The 20,672-nt window shown below is 36.8% G+C and carries 15 protein-coding genes; 13 read left to right on the forward strand and 2 right to left on the reverse strand.

The annotated features are described in order from the left end of the window. The first annotated feature begins 290 nt into the window (after positions 1-290). The 12 genes from AB3N00_RS28910 to AB3N00_RS28965 all read left to right on the forward strand — a co-directional run bounded on the left by AB3N00_RS28910 (position 291) and on the right by AB3N00_RS28965 (position 18,022). On the forward strand, positions 291-803 hold the full coding sequence (locus AB3N00_RS28910; protein WP_413037591.1) for an AbrB/MazE/SpoVT family DNA-binding domain-containing protein: 513 nt from the start codon (positions 291-293) through the stop codon (positions 801-803). 34 nt (positions 804-837) lie between these two features. After that, a complete protein-coding gene (locus AB3N00_RS28915) occupies positions 838-1,203 on the forward strand; it encodes a hypothetical protein (RefSeq protein ID WP_413037592.1) in 366 nt (121 codons plus the stop codon). Positions 1,204-1,226: 23 nt separating this feature from the next. Then, positions 1,227-2,579, forward strand: coding sequence for a WD40 repeat domain-containing protein (locus tag AB3N00_RS28920; RefSeq protein WP_413037593.1), 1,353 nt, complete (start codon positions 1,227-1,229; stop codon positions 2,577-2,579). 878 nt (positions 2,580-3,457) lie between these two features. Further along, a complete protein-coding gene (locus tag AB3N00_RS28925; RefSeq protein ID WP_413037594.1) occupies positions 3,458-5,329 on the forward strand; it encodes an AAA family ATPase in 1,872 nt (623 codons plus the stop codon). Beyond that, on the forward strand, positions 5,313-6,356 hold the full coding sequence (locus AB3N00_RS28930; protein WP_413037595.1) for a hypothetical protein: 1,044 nt from the start codon (positions 5,313-5,315) through the stop codon (positions 6,354-6,356). The genes AB3N00_RS28925 and AB3N00_RS28930 overlap by 17 nt, the downstream gene beginning before the upstream one ends. Positions 6,357-6,671: 315 nt before the next feature. Next, positions 6,672-8,315, forward strand: coding sequence for an AAA family ATPase (locus AB3N00_RS28935; RefSeq protein WP_413037596.1), 1,644 nt, complete (start codon positions 6,672-6,674; stop codon positions 8,313-8,315). After that, positions 8,312-9,151, forward strand: coding sequence for an HNH endonuclease (locus tag AB3N00_RS28940; RefSeq protein ID WP_413037597.1), 840 nt, complete (start codon positions 8,312-8,314; stop codon positions 9,149-9,151). The genes AB3N00_RS28935 and AB3N00_RS28940 overlap by 4 nt, the downstream gene beginning before the upstream one ends. Before the next feature lie 1,587 nt (positions 9,152-10,738). Continuing rightward, positions 10,739-10,939 (forward strand): excalibur calcium-binding domain-containing protein, encoded by a 201-nt coding sequence (locus AB3N00_RS28945; protein ID WP_413037598.1) that lies wholly within the window; start codon positions 10,739-10,741, stop codon positions 10,937-10,939. A 483-nt stretch (positions 10,940-11,422) separates the two neighbouring features. Continuing rightward, on the forward strand, positions 11,423-11,986 hold the full coding sequence (locus tag AB3N00_RS28950) for a restriction endonuclease subunit S (protein WP_413037599.1): 564 nt from the start codon (positions 11,423-11,425) through the stop codon (positions 11,984-11,986). An 18-nt stretch (positions 11,987-12,004) separates the two neighbouring features. Further along, positions 12,005-13,597 (forward strand): type I restriction-modification system subunit M, encoded by a 1,593-nt coding sequence (locus AB3N00_RS28955; protein WP_413037600.1) that lies wholly within the window; start codon positions 12,005-12,007, stop codon positions 13,595-13,597. Then, a complete protein-coding gene (locus tag AB3N00_RS28960) occupies positions 13,587-14,843 on the forward strand; it encodes a restriction endonuclease subunit S (RefSeq protein WP_413037601.1) in 1,257 nt (418 codons plus the stop codon). The genes AB3N00_RS28955 and AB3N00_RS28960 overlap by 11 nt, the downstream gene beginning before the upstream one ends. A 23-nt stretch (positions 14,844-14,866) precedes the next feature. Further along, complete coding sequence (locus tag AB3N00_RS28965; protein WP_413037602.1) at positions 14,867-18,022, forward strand: type I restriction endonuclease subunit R; 3,156 nt, start codon at positions 14,867-14,869, stop codon at positions 18,020-18,022. A 200-nt stretch (positions 18,023-18,222) separates the two neighbouring features. On the opposite strand, the gene AB3N00_RS28970 is transcribed toward AB3N00_RS28965, so the two are convergent. Next, positions 18,223-18,906, reverse strand: a complete 684-nt coding sequence (locus tag AB3N00_RS28970; protein ID WP_413037603.1) for an ATP synthase subunit I — start codon at positions 18,904-18,906, stop codon at positions 18,223-18,225. Between the two features lie 529 nt (positions 18,907-19,435). Between AB3N00_RS28970 and AB3N00_RS28975 the strand changes: the two genes are divergently transcribed. Continuing rightward, entirely contained in the window at positions 19,436-19,933 is a 498-nt protein-coding gene (locus tag AB3N00_RS28975; RefSeq protein ID WP_413037604.1) for a hypothetical protein, read from the forward strand. 156 nt (positions 19,934-20,089) lie between these two features. On the opposite strand, the gene AB3N00_RS28980 is transcribed toward AB3N00_RS28975, so the two are convergent. Beyond that, positions 20,090-20,599 (reverse strand): hypothetical protein, encoded by a 510-nt coding sequence (locus AB3N00_RS28980; RefSeq protein ID WP_413037605.1) that lies wholly within the window; start codon positions 20,597-20,599, stop codon positions 20,090-20,092. Positions 20,600-20,672 lie beyond the last annotated feature (73 nt).

A 20,672-nucleotide genomic window follows, 5' to 3' on the forward strand; every position in this document is an offset into this window, starting at 1 on the left:
GTTCTAGGTAGACATCATATTTGTTTCATCGTTACTCCAGCTACACAATGCAATTGCATTTCAAGTCGCTTTCATGCGACTTTTTTTGTTATCTAGGTATTTTTTTCTGTTTATCCATACTCGAGAATAAGATCGAATCCTGAATGCTGATCGACCGTCTATTTGAGTGAGACTCAGGAAATTGATACGGATAACACTCTTAAAAAGTAAATTTCTTGTAATAATTTGGCTTCCCTCTTACAATAAACAAGATAGCATTTGAAGTTCATATACTTGGGGAGGGATTTTTGATGAAACGAACCGGAATGAAGAGATCTTTAGACCGCCTTGGACGCATTGTTCTTCCAAAAGAGATGCGAGATACCATGGGTATTCATATTGGTGATCCGCTTGAGTTTTTCACAGAGGGAAAAGAGTTGATTTTAAGAAAGTATAAGTCGACGATATGTGTGTTCTGCGGAGATCTGAATACAGATACGTACTATAAAGAGCAGTTCATTTGCCGAACCTGTGCACAAGATTTAAAAAACCAAGATGACATTCCTCAAGAGTTCGTTCCTCCAATCATCGAAACTCCCGCATCCTCGGAGCGTACGATTGTTTCTGCTTCTAAACAAGATACTTCTAACGAGTCTATTAAGAGAGCCAGTAGTGAATATCCGCAGGTAAGGCAAAAAACGGCCATTAAACTTCAACAGTTGAAAGAACTTATGGAACAGCAGCCGGATCTGGCTCAGCAGCAAATTGCAGTACAATTGGGGATTAGTCAAGGTCGGATCTCTCAATTAAAGAAACTTCTATAATAGACGTAAGAAAGGCAGGCCATGTGAAGGAATCATGATTACGAAGGATCAGCGCAATCAGGTGCAGCACTTCTATGCGGAAGGCTCATTTACCCAACTGACGAAACTATTTGATTCCTTTACGGCGGGTGAATGGCTGGATTTTGCCGATCAAGCAGGTAAGGTCATTCATATGGAAGTACTTTCTCTATACATAGAAGCGTCTTTGCATATCGGTAACATCCACAGAGTAGAGAGTGACCTGATTCCCTGTTTGAAGGGGATATTCACGACACAGACGGAATCTAGCGAAAATGAGAGCTTCGTTCGGCAGTTGCTTGATATCACCGAAGGAATGGTTTTGGTATTTCAAGAACCCTGTGATAGTTATGCGGTTATGGGGAAGTCGGCCCGTGGCTAGACAGGGGACAAATTCATCCGAAATTGCGGTTTAAAGCAGTCTACACGATGGCTCTGGCTAATCTACGTGAAGGAAACCTGCTCGATGCTCAAGCTAAATTACATGAGCGACCAACTTCTGGTAGCTCATACTGGGATACAATGTTGAAGGATATGGAGAAATCCTTGGGTGAGTACAACATGCTTTACACCGAAGCGGTGCAGTTCCCTTCCCGAAACCGTGCAGCTTTATTGGAATTAACTCGGATGAACTCGTGGATAGGAGATATAGCGATAAGCCCAGATGGATCGATTGGCGCGGTCATGGATTACTCGGGACAGTTGAAGTTGATCCGAATGCAGGATGGTATGGTACTAAAGGTATTGACCGATTACAATACGTTCTTTTTGGGAGAAAAAGCGATGGAGGTTCGGTTAGCATTCAGTCCAGATGGGAAATTCCTTGCTGTAGGGATGGCTGTGGGGCTTGTTGCTGTTGTGGATCTACAGCGCCTGGAGTTCGTCAGGGAGTTAAAATATCCGGGCTTGGATTGGGAGCAACTGGTTCCCAATGCCTATTACGAAGAGTACACTCATGTTTCGTTTAGCGCTTCGGGCAAGTATATTCTGATCATACCTACAGCGGCTCAATATGATCCTCAGGGCGATAACGGTTATTCCATACCAGCTGAATACGGGACTTTCTATATCCTGGATTTTGTTACAGGTGAATTAATCCTCAAACATACCTATGTGGATCGAAAGATTATCGCTAGCGTTTTCAGTCCGGATGGACGATTTCTTGCTATTGGCCTGGAAGGAAAGGAAATAGAGATCTGGGATGTGGTACAAAGCCAGCCTGTGACTTCGCGTAATGATTTTGTGTGGCTTGCACGGGCTGACCGTGTGGGATCGACTCAAACTATGGCCTTCACGCCTAACAGCGAATGGTTGGTGTATGCGGCGCAGAATAGCGAGGTACGTGCTGTCCATGTGGAGGGCCACCATCCGGATAGGTTATGTCATTTGGAAAAGCCGCATACTAGCTGTGCAGTGGCAATCGACTCGAAAGATCGAGTCCTCATTGCGGTGCTTAATTCTAAGGAATCTCTTATGTATCAATGGCAGATCACGGACGATCAGGCTGAGGCCATAACTGATACCCACAATTCAAACGACATTCATCAGATCATGATAGATGAAGAGAGGGACCGTTTGTGGCTGATCGATCGCACTGCAACAGAGCTGTATCACTATTCGAGTGGTAAGAGAGTTCAGTCATGGAATCCGCACAGCTGGTCATATTCCTATGGTGTAGTCTATAACCGGTATGCGATACATAACCCAAATGGTCAAATTCTTATAGCGTACGAAGATCAGGTAGAATTGGGTGTCTAGAACAGCGACAAGAATGGAATGAATGACTCGGAGTAATCTACATATTACCGACCTTGAAGAGAGACACTTTAATATCGCTCGTTTTGTTGAGATCTGGCGAACACTCCGCTTTCCAAGCTAAGAAGTAAATGGGGTGTTAATGGAGAAGTCATCTGGAGAGTCGCCGATGGACTGGCTAATTCACCAGTAACCGTCAACACCTACAGCATACAAAAGACATTGGAAACGAAATGACTCTGCCGGGAGACTATACAGACGCCTGGGAGATCGAAGTGGTGATTTTGGGCATTTGTAAAGATTGTGCAGAAGAGCCCGCAAAAAGGGACTGATGGGGAGTATTGTGTCCGTGAGTTTAGCAGGAGCGGATTTCGACCACCCTATGGGGTTTCATAGGCATCTATAAAGTACGAGAAATAGGTAATAAAATAGACAGGTTTATTAAAGTTGTTGATTCATGGCTCCTGATTTCGATTACATTCAAGTAACTAAGCAACTATATGATAAAAGAAGAAAAAGAAGCGACTAGTTTTACTTGTCGCTTCTTTACTATCTAAAGCATATCTACGAGTTATAGAGTATATTTATTAACAGGGACTGGAGGAACTCTAAAAGAAAATTGTGTAAGAGCTCAAAGTTAAGTTGAATACAATTATAGGATTCCAGTTATCTCACTCTATTCATAGTGGATTGACGTATGTTTTTATAGCAGAATTGAAATCAATAATTCTTCGTCATTGAATCACTTTTCTAAGGTTAAGACTAAAAAGAGGGGGAGTTATTGAATCAAAATAGAAAACCTTATAAGACTGTTAAATCTAGGTAATGGATTTAATACGGACTAGAAAATAAAGAGTCAAGAGAAGGAGTAATATAAGAAAATGGAAATTGTATATATGTGGATAAATGATCCTTTGAGAAGTATGGACGAATGGGAGCTTAATTTTGGTGGACCATGGAGATTTAGTTTTGATCGAGCGTCAGAAGAGCTATCCGTGAAAAAGAATAAGTTACATATTCCTCGTTTTTTTGTGCCAGAAAAACACCTCTCAGAAAATTATTATATTAGAAACATAACAGCATTAATAGGAGAAAACGGAACAGGAAAAACAACCTTATTAAATCGAATTGCTTCTGTTATGTCAGGTGGGAGTACGGAACTTATAGAGTTTTCTCAAGAATACGAAGTGTTACTTATTTTCAAAATTGATGGAGATTTAAGATTATTTGTTGGAGATAAACTGCATGTGAATAATGGTAACTTTCAAGAATCGGGTGTTATGGAAATTCAAAAAACTGAATTGATGACCGAGGATCATTTTCAGGATATGTCTATTGTTTATTTTTCTAATATTTTTGACTCAGCATATGTTCCAACTCCTAATGAATTCAGAAATTTAGAGAATATATCAACAAATTTCCTGATCCATCGACCATATTTTCATAGTAGTTATAAAACAAACGACTTTACTCCTCGTGAGTCTGAAATGATTCGTTACTTAGACGCTGAAAACCAACTAAACTTTCTCATTAGGCATAGAAATAAAGTGGAAAAATGGAGCCTGCCTTTTTCAATGCCAAAGAAAGTAACAGCTAAATTTGAGCCTACAATGATTTTTTATGAACATATGGTAAACGATTTAAGGAGCTATAAAGATGCTTATCAACTTGAAAAAATATTAAACTCCGCTTATGACGATTTAGTCTACAAAAATGATGCTGTCTCTCATTTCACACTTTTAGTGATAATGCATATATATTTTGAAATACGTAACAGCCCCAAAGAAGTAGTCGAAGAAATTAATAAATCTCTGGACTACTATACATATAGTGAGAAATTCGACATTTACCAAGCTTTAGAAATGATCCAATTCATCACTTTGAAAGCAAAAAATTCATTTCAATTCTATGAAACTCTTCAAGGACTATATAAATTTATTAATTATTTGCTTGAAGAGATTGAACAAAAACGTCTCCAGATAGATAGGAAAGGAATTCATATTGACATAAATGATTCGATTAGTGATTTCCTTATTTACTATAGAAACGCTTTTAGACATTATCCATTTCTACATTTTGATTGGCGTGATCTAAGCTCAGGTGAGAGGGCTTTATTTAATATCATTTCCAGATTTTCTTCCGCAATTAATAGTCCATATTCTAAAATTCATAAAAAGTCACACGTTTTAATTTTGATTGATGAAGGAGAATTATATCTTCATCCTCTATGGCAACGAAGGTTGATAAATGACCTTATTGAATATTTCTCTTATTCATACTGTGAGAAACACAGAGTTAACTTACAAATCATATTAACATCCCATTCACCTTTTATTATTTCTGATTTACCGAACGATCATATTGTTTTTCTTCGTAGAAGTGATAACAAAATAAAGACAATGGATGGACTTGACGATCACAAACAGACGTTTGCAGCCAACATAAATACTTTGTTTTCGGATGCCTTCTTCATGAGTGAAGGTTTAATTGGAGAGTATGCCAAAAAGAAAATAAATAGATTAGCGAACTACATTGTGCAGTCAGATACAACTAGTATATTGGAGCATAGAGAAACTATAGAAAAGCTCATAGAACTTATTGGTGAGCCTATTCTACGAAATAAGTTAAGGGCGATGTATTTGGACAAGATTCAATTGACTCAGAGTTCTCTTCATCAAATGGAAAAGAGAATTCTAGAATTAGAGCATGAACTTCTTAAAATGAAAGGAAAAAATGATGATAAAAATTCCTGAAGACAAGATAAGAAGCGTAAAGGATAAACATCTAAGTTATTTTGAATCAACTGGATTGCCGTTACTTAAAGACTTAGCAGTAAAGCCAAGTCGCTTAAAAAAAGAGAGAAAAGTATGGGAATACTTATTGAAGGAATATAAAACAGTTATATTAGGAGAACCGGAACAACTTGAGACAGTTATTACAGAGGTTAACCGGATAAATGGAGGACGTTCTCTCAGCAAGGCAATATCTAGAGGCATGATGACTGTGTTTGACTATGGAAAGTTTTCCGTCCGACAACCAGGAGTCCATGATAATAATTGGGGAGCATATCTGCTCGTGAAAGAACTGAATATATCCGTATGTCCTTATTGTAATCGGCAGTATATTCATGCTTACAGAATGAAATCAAAGTCTAAGGATCGAAAAGCTCAATCTGAGAACTACAAAGAAGGTCAAACAAGAGCAGTGCTCGATCATTTCTATGATAAAGCAAACTTTCCTTATTTGTCATTGTCTCTGTATAACCTTATTCCTTGTTGCAAAGTTTGTAACTCTGACTTTAAAGGGACTAAATCCTTTACTTTAAACAGTTTCCTTCATCCTTATCAAGATGGTTTTGAGGATAAGGTTCGCTTCACGATTAATCCCCCTCGCATAAACGGTACTGATGAGATCGATTTAACCGAGCTACTGCAAAAAAAAGAATTAGAGATTGGCATTCGTTTTATGACAAATGATTCTGATTTTAAACAAAGAGTAGAAAACTCTGTGAATTTGTTTAAGATAAAAGAATTATATAACTTTCATGATGACTACATTACTGAGATTATCCAGAAGTCGTACCACTACTCGTCTGAAGCAATTGACAATTTGCTGGACAATTCTGGATTGATATTTCAAACACGTGAAGAGGTTGCTCGTTTCGTAGTGGGGAATTATGTATTTAATGATGGTCACCATAAAAGGACTCTTTCAAAACTGACAGAAGATATTGTGGAGGAACTAGGTCTTCTTCAAAGGTTTAAAGACATAAGGCTATAGTAATTATTAATGTAGTAATGCCTGTTTATACTTATCTATGGTTTAGACTAAAAAAAATATATTCTTGCAGCACCGTCTTTAAAGAGCAAAACGATGAGGTGAATAGTTAAAGCAAGAAACCTCATGATTCTTTATTATCTAAAGCTTTGAAGTTATTTTATTCATCTCTTTCATAATAACAGTTCCACAACTTTGACTAAATATATACACTTAAAGAAATCGATAGTAACAGTTTAGATTGTGATAAAGAGAAATACTAGTATGTGCGTTGTGCTCTGTCAATGAGAATTTTTAGGTGAAGGTAGTGAAAAGAGAATGATATTTAAATTAATGCCAGTCAATGCTGATCTTAGTAAAGAAGATAACGAGACTGTATATTTAGTAATGGACAATTGGAATGATTGGTTTGAATACCGAGTTTTGCACCAAATGTATTACAAGGACAATCAAGGTGAGGTTAATTACATAGGGCCTTTAAAGTTTGGACAAATTGGAATGAAAGCTAATCAAGATCGTGTTGATCTTCCAGATTATTTTGAAAAACTAAGTGAAGACTTCTTTTCTTTAGGGAATGAGACTTCATATTATGACAATTTAAATCGTTTGGGTGATTCTTTTAGAGATGAATTGCTCAATAGCCTGAATGATATTGCTCTGGATTTGAAGAAATATAGTGAAGTTCGTAAGGAAAGGGTTACAACTCAAGCAGTGTTAAGAGATATAAATCCAATAAAAGTGAAGGGGAAATTCCATTCTTTAGCACAAGGAGACTCAACATTGTCTCACTACTCTTTTAATTATGTTGTTGCTAAACCAGCGAGAGGTTCAACAGAGAGTTACCAAATATCTTTCGAGGTTAATCCTAACTCTAAACCACCAAGCAATATTCATGCCATCATTGGGAGGAATGGTGTAGGAAAGACACATTTATTGAACGGTATGATACAATCCCTCCTTAATAAAAAAATGGAGAATGATGATCAAAGTGGATTTGTTTTTTATCAAGATCGTTTTGGTGAAAGAAAAAAGATTTTTGATAATGTTATATATGTATCCTTTAGCCCTTTTGATGAAAGTGAATTTTTACAAAATAAACAGGGCAGTAAGGTATTACCCGGGTACACTTATATTGGTCTAAAAAGAAAGGTAGAAACCTCAAAAAGCCCAAAGAAACAGTTAATTATAGAATCCAAAAGTACTGAACAACTACGTGAAGAATTTATTAATAGTATGTGGCTTTTACGTGATGTGGGCAATAGGTTGCCATCTAAAAAAGAACGTTTTAAACAGGCTGTGAAAATGCTGAACAGTGACCCAATTTTCATGGAATCTGGTATTGCAGAGTTATTAGAATATTCAGAAGAAGAAAGCAAACTGATGAAAAAGGCACATGATGAAAAAAAGAGAATAGCTACTTCCGATATGCAAAAACTGAAGAAAGACTTTGAACAAATGGCTGAGCCAATATGTAAAAAATTTAGTTCTGGACATAGTATTGTCTTACTTACTATTTCAAAATTAGTTGAGAAATTAGAAGAACGCACTTTAATTTTACTTGATGAACCAGAAACTCATTTGCATCCACCATTACTATCCACTTTGACAAGAATTCTGTCTTACTTGTTATTAAAGAGAAATGGTGTTGGGATTGTTGCTACTCATTCGCCAGTTGTTTTACAGGAGGTACCAAGAGATTGTGCTTGGATCTACAACCGTATCGGTAGAGAACTTTCTTTTAATAGACCAGAGATTGAGACTTTCGGAGAGAATATAAATACATTGACTAAAGAAGTTTTTTCATTTGAAGTTACGGATTCAGGATTTCATAATATTTTAAAAGATGCTGCTAATAAATATACAGATTATGAAGAAGCTCTAGCTCACTTTGATGAAAACTTAGGTTTGGAAGCACGTGCTATTTTAAGAATACTTATGAAATCAGGAGAAAAAGCTGAATGAGAAATTTAAATAGACCAGAGGTACAGGTTGAAGATGTGTATTCTACATGCGTAAGGCAAATTAGAAACAAACAATTGAGAAGAAGGCTAGAAGATTGTCTAAGTGATGTAATTGAAGCATCCGATCGTTTTGCGGAGTTAGCGGAAGAAAGTAAAGTTTACACATTTAAAGACTATTTGTGTGAAAAAAACGAGGTGACCATAGATGAGATGAAAGAGGTTTATAATGGTAGAATGGCTGCAAAAAAGTCAAGAGGAAGAGTTTTTTATGATAAATTAATGTCATCTCCTTTTAACTTTACATGTCCGTTGTGTGGCCAGCGCAAAGTCTCACAGTTGGATCATGTATTACCTAAAGCAGAGTACCCCTCTTTAGTGGTAACTCCAGATAACCTAGTTCCTTCTTGTCCAGAGTGTAACAAGAAAAAATTGGATAAAACGCCGACTTCGAGCGAAGAGGAGACTCTTCACCCATACTTTGATGACTTAGGGTCAGAGCGCTTTCTATTCGCATCAATATCAAGTAGTAAGCCCGCCAGTATTTATTTCTATATTCATCCCAGACCAGATTGGACTGAACAAAAAGCTACAAGAGTAGAGTACCACTTCAAATTTTATGAACTAAATACTCTATATTGTATCCATGTCATAGATGAGATTGCTGCTCAAGCTGCATATTGGGACGATTTAAGCATGGAGGTGCTTAAAGAAGAGATGAAGAGACAAGCAAAAAGTAGGATTAAACACAACCCAAACTCTTGGCAATCTGCATTTTACGAAGGTATGGCTGAGAATGAGTGGTTTTGTAATAAAGGTTATAACGAATTATTGTATTAGGGTGTTCTATCCTGGCAACAAGTATCAAAACATAGTTTTCGATTGACTAAAGAAGAAATAAAAGCGCTGTTTATAGAGATAAACACTTCTTTTGAACAGATGCATTTGATTGTAGTTGGGACGATAAATTAAGACGGATTACTATGGTATGGGACGGTATAATAGCTGGATCACTTCCGTTTGACACAAAAGATCCCACAAATAAATTAAAATTGGTATCCGTTATAAAGTGCCACAATAAAGCCCTTACTTATAAAAGATAATAGTTAAGATTTGTCGTTAATTATAAAAGGGCAGTTAAAGTTATAACATTTTTGGATTGATACGAAAAGTACATTCGTAGCTGGAAATGGGACTCGATTAGAAGGCCCATTTCCATATTTAAAACATAGACGTTATTTTTCCAGTATCTTTGTTAACGTAGTACCAGCCATAAGTCATTGTATGTCCTTCTTCTGTTTCTTTATCTACGATAGCTATGTCATATGCATGAACTATATAGATTTTAATTTCAATGTAATTCACCCCAACAATTTACGGATAAGCTGTAAATCCATCTTTAACCATCTTGACTGCTTGGCTTTCTGTAATATTTAATACTCCGAACGGGTAAATTCGACGGATTCTCATTGTGTTCTAAGCCAAAAACCATTATCACAATGGATCAAATTTAGACATTTATTTTTATTCAATTGGAATCGCATCTGAAGGCGAAAAAGAAAAGATAACAGAATTTTGTAACACTTTACAGGAAAGTTATATAAGCCTTTCAACGACAGAGCTAATGAGTGAACTTGTTTTTTATCATCAAATGATGTATTAGTTACTCGCTCGGGTATTCCTGGAATAAAGAGGACACACCTAATAACTGTTTAATGTTAGGCAATTACCTACTCAAGACCGACAAGGGGAAGCGAAAAGTTATTCTTTTTGTTTTGCTTATACAATAATCAAAACGAAAATTCTCTTCCTATATCGGCGCTATTACCATAAAGAAAATAAGGTACAAAATATAGAAAGACATGTAAGTGGGTTTGAAAAGCATATCAGCGATGCTGCCACGACTAATTGACTTGGCATGTACTCATTCATGTCTTACAGCTATGCAAAAAATGTTTTGAATCAATATAATGATGTAGTTCCATTGATGCTGTATACGGCAGATTAGGTATTAAACAGTAACTAGTTAGCCACTACAGTTATGGAAGCCAGAAATGATTTCTGAGCAATTTTCAAAAGTCCCTTGAAATTAATACTTTAAAAGGAGTGAGGATTTGTTTATACTTTTTGTTTTTTCTTCTGCATCATTCGTAGTGTTTTTAGCGGGAATAATTTCAACATTCTACTTTAAAGATTTCGTTGGGAAAATGAAATTCTTCTCATTAGGATTCCTGGTTTCATTTATAGTTCTTGTTGTCTCTCTTCTTATGATTCCGGAATCTAACAATTCAGTAGCAAAGTCTGTAGTTCCAGTACAGCAGTCAGTGAATACAATTGCTCCAGTGAAGCAAGAACAACCTAAATTGTGCACCAGCTAAGGAACAGATACAAGAGATCCGAGACAGCAACACGTCAAGCTACTCATTAATGGAAATTCCGAATGTGGGAAGCATTATAGAGCCTTGTGTTGATTATTCAGATACCTCCTCTCCACCTGTTAATTCATACTGGTCTTATGAAAATTGTTCAGAAGCTTTTGAATATGGGGTATCAAATATTCGTGTTGGAGAAGAAGGTTACGCGGATCATTTAGATCGAGATAACGACGGAATTGCTTGTGAGCGATAAAGCACTATCCGAAGAAAGGATCCATCAGTACGTTCAATCGTGGAGTGAACTGTTAATTACTTTTTAAAAGACCAAGACCTTCTACTTGTAGATGGTCTTGGTCTTTTATTGTCCTAATAAGCGAATCTAATGTCGTCATCCTTCTGGGTTTTTCTCCAAGATGTGAACTGCAACTCCTGGAATGGAGGATCTAGCGGCAGCGGTAAAATCAATTAGTTGGACATAAAATTGGGAACGCGTCACCGTTTATACTTCCGCAAGAGACGTTACTGTCTAACGCAATCTTTCCAAGAATATCGGATTATCTATTTAGTGTTTTTCTCAACTCTTAGAAATCTTCACTAAGTAGAACGTCATTTATCATGTAATTCTTAAAAATTACATAAAAATATATTGACTAGATGCTTTTAAAGTAATATGATTTAAATCGCAATCGAGTTTTAGTAATTCTAAAGAATTACTTTTTTAGGACGAAGGTGAGAGATGAAGCTTGAAGATGTTGTAACGGTTAGAATCGGAAAAAACCTTTCAAGAGGAAACGAAAAAAATGATCTAACTTTAGTAGCGTATTCATACGAGGATTTACAAAATGATTTAGAGGGCTCATTTCTAGATTTCCAGGCTAATCTGGATGAAGAATACACAGACGGCTATTTAAGCAGTACTGGAGATGTTGTTTTCAGTTTTGTGAGTTCCAAGGCGGGAATCGTAAGTGACCTTAACCAAGGGAAAATCATCAACCAGAACTTTGCTAAGCTCGTTTTTGATCATAGGACTCTGGATCCTTGCTATCTATGCTACGCCTTAAATGAATCCTATTCCGTGAAAAAGCAAATGGCAATTTCTATGCAAGGTAGTATTGTCCCTAAATTAACCCCAGCAATTCTAAAAGAGTTTGAAATCAAGTTGCCAATAATCGAGAAACAACGGACCATTGGTAAAGCTTATTTCACTTTAAAAAAGCACCACGCTTTAGTTAAGAAACAAGCAGAACTTGAAGAGAAGCTTTATTTAGAGATATTGAATCAATTAGACCAACAACAATAGACAAGTGAGGACTCTAACATGGCTGAATTAAACTCCAAACTATTTAGTGCCGCAGACAACCTGCGTAGCAAAATGGATGCATCGGAATACAAAAACTACTTACTAGGACTGATTTTTTACAAGTACTTATCCGATAAGTTATTAGAAAAAGTGGTTGAAATTGCTGATGAATCGAAAGAAGAATACAACACACAAGAAAAACAAACCGAACTGTACAGAAGCTTATTGGAAGATAAAGAAGTGGAAAAGGATCTCATTGATACCTTAGTAGATACATTAGGATATGACATTGGAGCAGATTATTTATTCAACGTATTGACAAATCAGGCTAAACAAAACATTTTTCAGTTAAATGACTTGAATAAAGCGTTCATCGATCTGTCCACGAAGTATGACCAGTTTAATGGATTGTTTGATGATGTCGATCTTACATCCAAAAAACTAGGATCCGATGACCAACAACGAAACATTACCATTACCGAAGTGTTGAAAAAACTAAATGATATTGATGTGATCGGACATAACGGCGATATCATTGGGGATGCTTATGAGTTTTTGATTAGCCAATTTGCCTCTGAGGCCGGTAAAAAGGCTGGTGAATTCTATACACCACATGAAGTTTCTGACATGATGGCTCGCATAGCTGTAATCGGACAAGAAGATAAAAAATTGTTTAGCGTATTTGACCCTACAATGGGCTCAGGTTCCTTGATGTTGAATGTCCGAAACTATCTTAACCATCCGGATAGTGTTAAGTATCATGGTCAAGAGCTCAATACGACGACTTACAACCTAGCAAAGATGAATTTAATCTTGCATGGTGTAGACAAAGAGGATATGCGTTTACGCAATGGTGACACCTTGAACAAAGACTGGCCAACTGATGAGCCATATACCTTTGATTCCGTTCTTATGAATCCACCATATTCTGCCAACTGGTCTTCGGATGATACATTCTTAGATGATTCACGTTTTAACCGATACGGGAAATTAGCTCCTAAATCCAAAGCAGACTTTGCCTTTCTTTTGCATGGGTTCTACCATTTGAAAGATTCCGGAACTATGGCAATCGTCCTGCCGCACGGGGTACTGTTCCGTGGAGCTGCAGAAGGTGTGATCCGAAAGAAACTACTAGAAGATGGAAGTATTGATGCAGTCATTGGTATGCCGGCAAACCTGTTCTACGGAACTTCAATTCCAACAACTGTTATCATCTTGACGAAAAACCGTACGACTCGTGATGTATTATTTATTGATGCAAGTCATGAATTTAAAAAAGGAAAGAATCAAAACAATCTTTCTAAAGAACATATTGAAAAGATTGTCGACACATATAAAAGAAGAGAAAACGTTGAGAAGTATGCTCATGTCGCTACATTTGAGGAGATCAAAGAAAATGAATTCAATCTAAATATCCCTCGCTACGTTGATACTTTCAAAGAAGAAGAGCCTATCGATATGGCTAAGATCGGTTCAACCATTCAAGACATTCGAAAAGAGAAAGAGAAATTAGCATCTAGTCTATATGACATAATTTCAAACATACAAATTAATGAAGAAAATGCTGAATGGGTCAAAGGTGCATTAGAGGTGTTCAATCGTGAAAACTAACAATATACCAGAAATCAGATTTTCTGGATTTACCGGTGATTGGGAACAGCGGGAGTTAAGTGATCTCGCCACTTTCATTAAAGGAAGCGGGTATAGTAAACAAGATTTAAAGGAATCAGGCTCACCGATCATTTTATACGGACGCCTTTACACTAATTACAAAACTTTGATTGAAGATGTAGATACTTTTGTAAAAGAGAAGGAAAACTCCGTTATTAGTTTAGGTGGTGAGGTTATAGTACCATCTTCTGGTGAATCGGCAGAAGACATCTCAAGAGCTTCAGTGGTTGGAAAACCAGGAATAATACTTGGTGGAGATCTGAATATCATTAGACCTAACAAGCAAATTGACCCTATTTTCTTAGCTCTAGCAATATCAAATGGTTCGCCAAATAGAGATATGGCAAAGCGAGCTCAAGGTAAATCAGTAGTTCATTTGCACAATTCGGATTTAAAAAAAATAAACTTGATTTTTCCACAAATTGAAGAGCAGAGAAAATTAGTTGGGTTGAACCTGGAGATTAACGACCTTATCACCCTTCATCAGCAAGAACTAACTACCCTCAAACAAATAAAACAGGGTTTCTTGCAAAAAATGTTTCCGGGAGAAGGGGAGACCACTCCAGAATTTCGTTTCGCGGGATTTACTGGAGACTGGGAACAACGTAAATTGGGAAATACAAAAACAATCTTTACTGACGGAAATTATGGTGAAGCTTATCCGTCAGATATAGATATGAGTGATTCCCTTCATGGAGTTCCATTTTTACGTGGAAGTGATTTAAAAAATGGTTATCTTGACGTATCAAAATCTAATTACATCACGAAAGAAAAGCATAAAGAATTAACCTCAGGACACTTGGAGATTGATGATATTGTTATCGCTGTTCGTGGATCTTTAGGAGCTCTAGGATATACAGGTGCTGATAATATTGGTTGGAATATAAATTCACAGTTGGCAATTATCAGAACTGAGAAAGAAGAACTATTCGGTAGATTTCTGATTCAATACTTTCTTAGTAATAAAGGACAGAAAGAACTGTTATCCAGAAATACAGGTACTGCACTTAAACAATTACCTATTAAACAATTAAAAGATGTTCCCGTACCTATTACTTCTATGAACGAACAAATTCAAATAGGTAATTTTTTTAAACAATGCGATGAGATAATTGCTTTACACGAACGAGAACTAGATGCTCTAAATGAAACCAAAAAGGCATTCCTTCAAAAAATGTTTGTCTAATCAATCAGAAGAGAGGAAAACCCATGTCGAAGATACCGAATAACGATGAGGCTGAAATCGAACGTCGCCTCATTGAAGTACTTGGAGAAGGACATAATCAGTGGAATTATCGTCCAGATCTAAAATCAGAAGAAGACTTATGGAAAAACTTACGTCAAAAAATCACACAAAACAACTTATCAGAGATTGGGGAACATCCCATTTCTGATAAGGAATTTGACACGATTAAAATAGAAATCCTATTGAAAACCCAAACCCCCTTTGATGCAGCTAAATGGCTCAAAGGGGAGAATGGTATAGCTCGGATCACTATTGAACGTGAAGAAGTAGCACTGGGTTCGATGTCATTGGTGCTATACTCTAATCAAGATATTGGCGGTGGAATCTCTACATATGAAGTTGTTCATCAGATTGCGAAAAAAAGGGCCAACATGGATGATCGTGATCGCCGGTTTGATGTGACCCTATTAATTAATGGTCTACCAATTATTCAAATTGAACTCAAGCAAGCCAGCGCGAAAGATGGCGTGTTCCAAGCCTATAATCAAATTAAAAAATATTCAGAGGAAGGGATGTTTCGAAATAATATCTTCTCTACTCTGCAAATCTTTGTCATCTCTAATGAACAAACCACTCGCTATTTTGCCAATGTATTACCTAAATATATGCATAAGAAGTTTATCTTTGGCTGGCGGACAACAGACAATCGGAAGGTGGAGAATCTCTACGAATTTGTAAAACAAGTCTTAAATATTCCGGATGCGCACCGTTTAATTGCCAATTATACCATTGTGAGTGAAGACCAAGATAACAAAGCCTTATTGGTCTTGCAGCCGTATCAAGTCCATGCGATCGAGGCTTTATTTACTGCTGCCATGAAACATCAATCTGGTCATATATGGCATGCAACTGGTTCAGGGAAAACCTTGACCAGCTTTGTTTCTACGAAGCTATTAGCTCGCAAGTCAGGTGTAGATCGCACCATTATGCTCATTGACCGAAAAGACTTAGATAACCAAACAACGACGGAGTTCACCAAATTTGCTTCCGAATTTAATACGGGTATTTCTTCGGGTAGTGCTAGGTCTAACAGCTTGATTGTCGGAACCGGAAGTTCGAAAGAGCTGAGTAATACGCTATTATCTGATGCCAATTCCAATATCGTGATTATCACGACTCGCCAAAAATTAGAGGCAGCCTTACGTTATGCTCAGAGGCAGGAAGAGCAAAAAGGCACCCAGCGATTCAAAAAACTGTTGGGACAGCATATTGTTTTTGTCGTAGATGAATGCCATCGCGCGCTCAGTTCAGAAGGAATGGATGCGATCAAAGGGTTCTTCCCCAATTCCACATGGTTTGGTTTTACAGGTACGCCGATATTTAATGAAAATAAAAAACAGGCAAAAGGCCAATTGGCTCGCACTACGCATGATCAGTATGGAGAAGTCTTGCACACGTATACGATTAAAAATGCTTTGGATGATGGGGCTGTATTGGGATTTCAAGTAGAACATGAGGATACGATTGAACCTACTTCATTAAATAATCATATTCATAAACAACTTCGGATGAAGTTCCCTGATGATAGTGATGATGATATTAATGAACGAATCGATCAGATGGAAGGAATAGAGAAAGAATATTATCTTGATCCTTCTATATTTGAAAGTGATGCACACATCCACAAAGTAATCCATAAGATCTTCAGGCCCGATAATGCCTACATCAAGTTTGATTTTCAAAACGGGAGGCCCCAAAAGTCTGCTATCTTAACCACAAGCTCCATTGATATGGCCAAACGGTATTATCAGGCGATTAAAGAGATAACTCATGATCCGGAGTGGTTAACAAAAGAATTTGCTGGATATCCGATTCGAACGGGCCGTACAATTGAAGACCCAGACTTCCCTCGGATAGCCATCACCTATTCGATGCAGGAAAATGAAGAGAATGCCAAGCAAATTCAAGATGAGATGAAAGGAATCATAAAGGATTATAACGATTACTATCGTACAGCTTGGTCTATAGAGGATATTGAACGATATAACAGTGATATCAATAATCGGTTAGCCCGTAAGAAAGCAGAATTCAAACAACTCGGTAAACAAATTGACCTGGTCATTGTTGTAGATCGCTTGTTGACTGGGTTTGATGCCCCAACGATCCAAACGTTATTTGTAGATCGAAATTTGAGTTACGCCAATTTGATCCAGGCTTTCTCTCGGACGAATCGTACCTACCCAGCCAAGAAAAAAGGAATGATTGTCACCTTCCGAAAGCCTGCATCAATGGAGCAAAATGTGAAGGATGCTACGAAGTTGTATTCACATGCACAAGAGGAATCCACTCTTGTTTATCCAACTTATGATGAATCCAAGAAACGTTTCCAGAAGGCTCAGAAAAAGCTAACCAAACTCGTTCCAGATCCAAGTGACATCAACGAACACTCCGCCCTAGAAACCCGGATTGAATTTGTGAAGGCATTCCAGGAGTTAAACAACGCCTTTGAAGCTTTGGTAACCTACGATGACTATAACGATGAAATGGAGAAATCTACAATACTTCAAGAGCAAGCAAAGACTCTAGAAGAATACATTGGTATCTATAACACGGTCAAAGGATCGTTAATAGTTGAGAGAGATAACGACGAAGGATCCGTCCCCAACTTTTCGGAAATTGAATTCTATGGAGATAATACCATTAAGATCTATGATATTGACTCAACCTATATTGACCGATTATTAGAATCCTATCTAGCCAACAATCAGAGTATTCGTGACGAGATCGAAAAGGCTCTCCAAAAACTGAAGAAATCAGAAATTGTTAAAGGCGTATACCGAGCAATTTTAAACGCGATTGACACCAAAGAGGTAGACGCAGAGGAAGATATTCTTGTAGTGAAGCGGAGATTCTTCAAGAACGCTCGTAACGTGGCGATTCAAGAATTTGCACAAACTTGGTTTGTGGAGGAGAATGAACTTTATTTATCTGCGGTTCAATATGTAATCGGTATGGATCCGATCCCAAATATCGGAGGTATTATTAATAGCAAACAGTTTGATAAGTATAGAGCCATACATCCAGATGCCAAGCCATTGAAATACGCACCAGAGATGAAACGTCAATGGAAATTTTTGCTAGGTGAAATCATTGTACCGTTGGACGATGAGTTGCGCTAAATGTCATTACTTCAGATAGTTAGTCCTTGTTCATAAAGTTAACCGCAGCCGATTAAAAATAATCGGCTGCTTTTTTATTGAACGGGTCTGCCTACTAGGGTATCATTCACCTTACATAATTTTACTATCAAAACGAACCGATGATAATTCAAGCATAAGGATGATTCAAATTTTGAAACAGCTGAACTGGAGTTTTTTAATTAACTCAATCGTTTAAGTTCTTTATCCATTTGAGGCTTAAACTCTAAGAGAACTTTACTATACACTGATGATAATTCACTAATTAATTCTGTAACTTGATGAGCAGAAGTGCTACTGGTATCATTCAAATAAATTTCACACATTGATTTTGCTAAACTGAGGTTTATGTCAGAACCTTCACCTTTACTTCTCGCTATTACCCCATTATAAGTTCTCCAGCGATCACTATAATTCACCATATCATGAGAGTTAATTAAAGCCTTATCAAAGCATGCATTCAGAGTATCTGAAAAGATATTGTCCCCGATTATCATTTCTGAAGAAGAGGTCATAATGTAAGATAACAAGAATTTTAGCTCTCGTTGTTCATTTGATAGATCTGCCTTAGTTAAACCTGTTTCAAATGCATCTATTCCAAGTAACGTTTGTTGCCCTAGGTTTTCACCAACTTTAGCTGTAGAGTCAAGGAAATGTGGGTTTGGTGTTGCATTACTGTTAGCAGGTGTAGCATGAACTTCTGAGATATTTTGCCCTCTGGCTAGTATAAAAGCTAAAAAAGTAAGAAAAGCAAAGCCTCCAAAACCTGCCAAAATAGAGCCCCAACCCCATTCAGGATAAAAATATATAGCCATTGCTATTCCGACTAAAACAGAAACTCTTGATAAAAATCTAGAGAATCCCACAAACTTCCCCCTCCTTAACATTATACATTCATAAGTATCATAGTTATCTTGGAACTTGTCCAGTACCAATGTGTTATACCGAAAGGAAAAAATATATGCTCCTTATGAGACACAACAACTACTAGATACATAACATTTTTTCAAAGATTTATGTACACATATACGTTTAAGTGCATTAGTATATTTTCAGGTAATTACAAAGCTCACTTTTATCTTGCAAGGTCTCACATTTCAGACAAAAGACTGCCGTTGGCCATCCCAAATGTCACAATGCTATGAAGCAACATGAATAGATTTGCCAATTGAATCCCACCAGGGTTATTACATACCATGTTTTTTTGACCTCAACGAATTTCGGGGGAGAACGTCTCGTAGATACTGGTTGGGGGAGGACTGGCTTAACTATTCCAATCAAAAAATAGAATAGCAAAGAATTACCTCAAAGTCAGTAAGTTGCTTAAACTTTTTAAATCAAATAACCGATAGTAATATAAGGCCATAGAAAGATTATATAAAAGGAGTTAATAACATGCTTATCTTTAATGATGGGTTAATTGATATTCAAGATTTTTCGGTTAAAATGAATAAAGCAGTAAATATAATGAATAATGAGGGCGATTATAGTACTGCATTTAAAATATTGGACACTCTTATAATAGAAAGCATGAAACATCTAAAACATGAATCTAGTATTAGCATTTCAGATAATATGTATTGGGAATGGGTTTTCGAATTAATTAGTGACTCAATGATAAACTTGTCTGTTTGTATGTTAAAATGGGATGGCTTTAAGTTCAGCAAATCAATCGAAGCATTATCTATAGCTGCTTGTAACTGTTACCCATTTAAGGGAGAGAAGCTTGAAGCCCGCATGGATGATGCTATTCAGATCTATACCATAGCAATTAAATATCAAGGAATAGTGCTTCAATCAGATCCAAAAGAATTGATTAGACAAAGGTTACCAAAGAACTTTACTGAAAGATGTATGAAAATTTTGGATCTTTATGATCAAAATGTTCGATAGAATAGAGAGAGTTTGCCTTTAACATCCCTTGCTTTGTGATTTGGAACAGTGATATTGATAATACAAAGGGAGCCAATTGCATTATGCAATTAGCTCCCTTTGTATTATCAATCCTATAATCCGTACCTCACAGTAAAGCACTGAATCACGAAAGGACTACTGTTCGGACCATTCACCTGTCGCAACGTTTATATAGCCAAGGTATATCTTCAGGTTGTTTGCCTCTGACGCTTTTATTGTCATTGATTTCTCTATGTTTTGAAATTTAATAAATAATTGATAATAATCATCTGTATCAACATTAAATGAGAAACTACCTTGGGAATCGGCGTTGAACAAGCCGATTATTTTACCAGATGAATCTGATACTTGTATAGATGCATTTTTAGCACCAAATAGATTAGTTTTAGTAGCCCCATATTCTCCTTCGCGATCTATTTCTTGAAGGAATGTGTAACCTAGTGTGTTTTGGCCATAATCTACTTTATAGTCCAATCCAATTGCAACTGTTCCATTGAATTGTGTTGTTGATTGTGCTGATGTCTTCATATCCGAGAAATTAAGAGACAAACCTTTCTCTTGTATCGTTTGAAATACGGCGATACCTAAGATAGCTAGGAAAAACAACAAGACACATAAAAGTAAAATTTGTATTGCTTTTTTCATGGTGCGCGACTCCTTCTTGTTGTTAATAAATGTGATACAAGTTTGTATCGGAATATAACTAGGTAAAGCATTT

The organism is Paenibacillus xylanilyticus, from assembly GCF_047246825.1.
Classification (GTDB): Bacteria; Bacillota; Bacilli; order Paenibacillales; family Paenibacillaceae; genus Paenibacillus; species Paenibacillus xylanilyticus_B.

Bases quoted from the DNA above. Each gene is read 5' to 3' on its own strand.
- AB3N00_RS28950 (WP_413037599.1), top strand. From the start codon at position 11,423: ATGAAGCTTGAAGATGTTGTAACGGTTAGAATCGGAAAAAACCTTTCA.
- AB3N00_RS28925 (WP_413037594.1), top strand. From the start codon at position 3,458: ATGGAAATTGTATATATGTGGATAAATGATCCTTTGAGAAGTATGGAC.
- AB3N00_RS28930 (WP_413037595.1), top strand. From the start codon at position 5,313: ATGATAAAAATTCCTGAAGACAAGATAAGAAGCGTAAAGGATAAACAT.
- AB3N00_RS28940 (WP_413037597.1), top strand. From the start codon at position 8,312: ATGAGAAATTTAAATAGACCAGAGGTACAGGTTGAAGATGTGTATTCT.
- AB3N00_RS28935 (WP_413037596.1), top strand. From the start codon at position 6,672: ATGATATTTAAATTAATGCCAGTCAATGCTGATCTTAGTAAAGAAGAT.
- AB3N00_RS28945 (WP_413037598.1), top strand. From the start codon at position 10,739: ATGGAAATTCCGAATGTGGGAAGCATTATAGAGCCTTGTGTTGATTAT.
- AB3N00_RS28980 (WP_413037605.1), bottom strand. From the start codon at position 20,599: ATGAAAAAAGCAATACAAATTTTACTTTTATGTGTCTTGTTGTTTTTC.
- AB3N00_RS28975 (WP_413037604.1), top strand. From the start codon at position 19,436: ATGCTTATCTTTAATGATGGGTTAATTGATATTCAAGATTTTTCGGTT.
- AB3N00_RS28955 (WP_413037600.1), top strand. From the start codon at position 12,005: ATGGCTGAATTAAACTCCAAACTATTTAGTGCCGCAGACAACCTGCGT.
- AB3N00_RS28965 (WP_413037602.1), top strand. From the start codon at position 14,867: ATGTCGAAGATACCGAATAACGATGAGGCTGAAATCGAACGTCGCCTC.
- AB3N00_RS28910 (WP_413037591.1), top strand. From the start codon at position 291: ATGAAACGAACCGGAATGAAGAGATCTTTAGACCGCCTTGGACGCATT.
- AB3N00_RS28915 (WP_413037592.1), top strand. From the start codon at position 838: ATGATTACGAAGGATCAGCGCAATCAGGTGCAGCACTTCTATGCGGAA.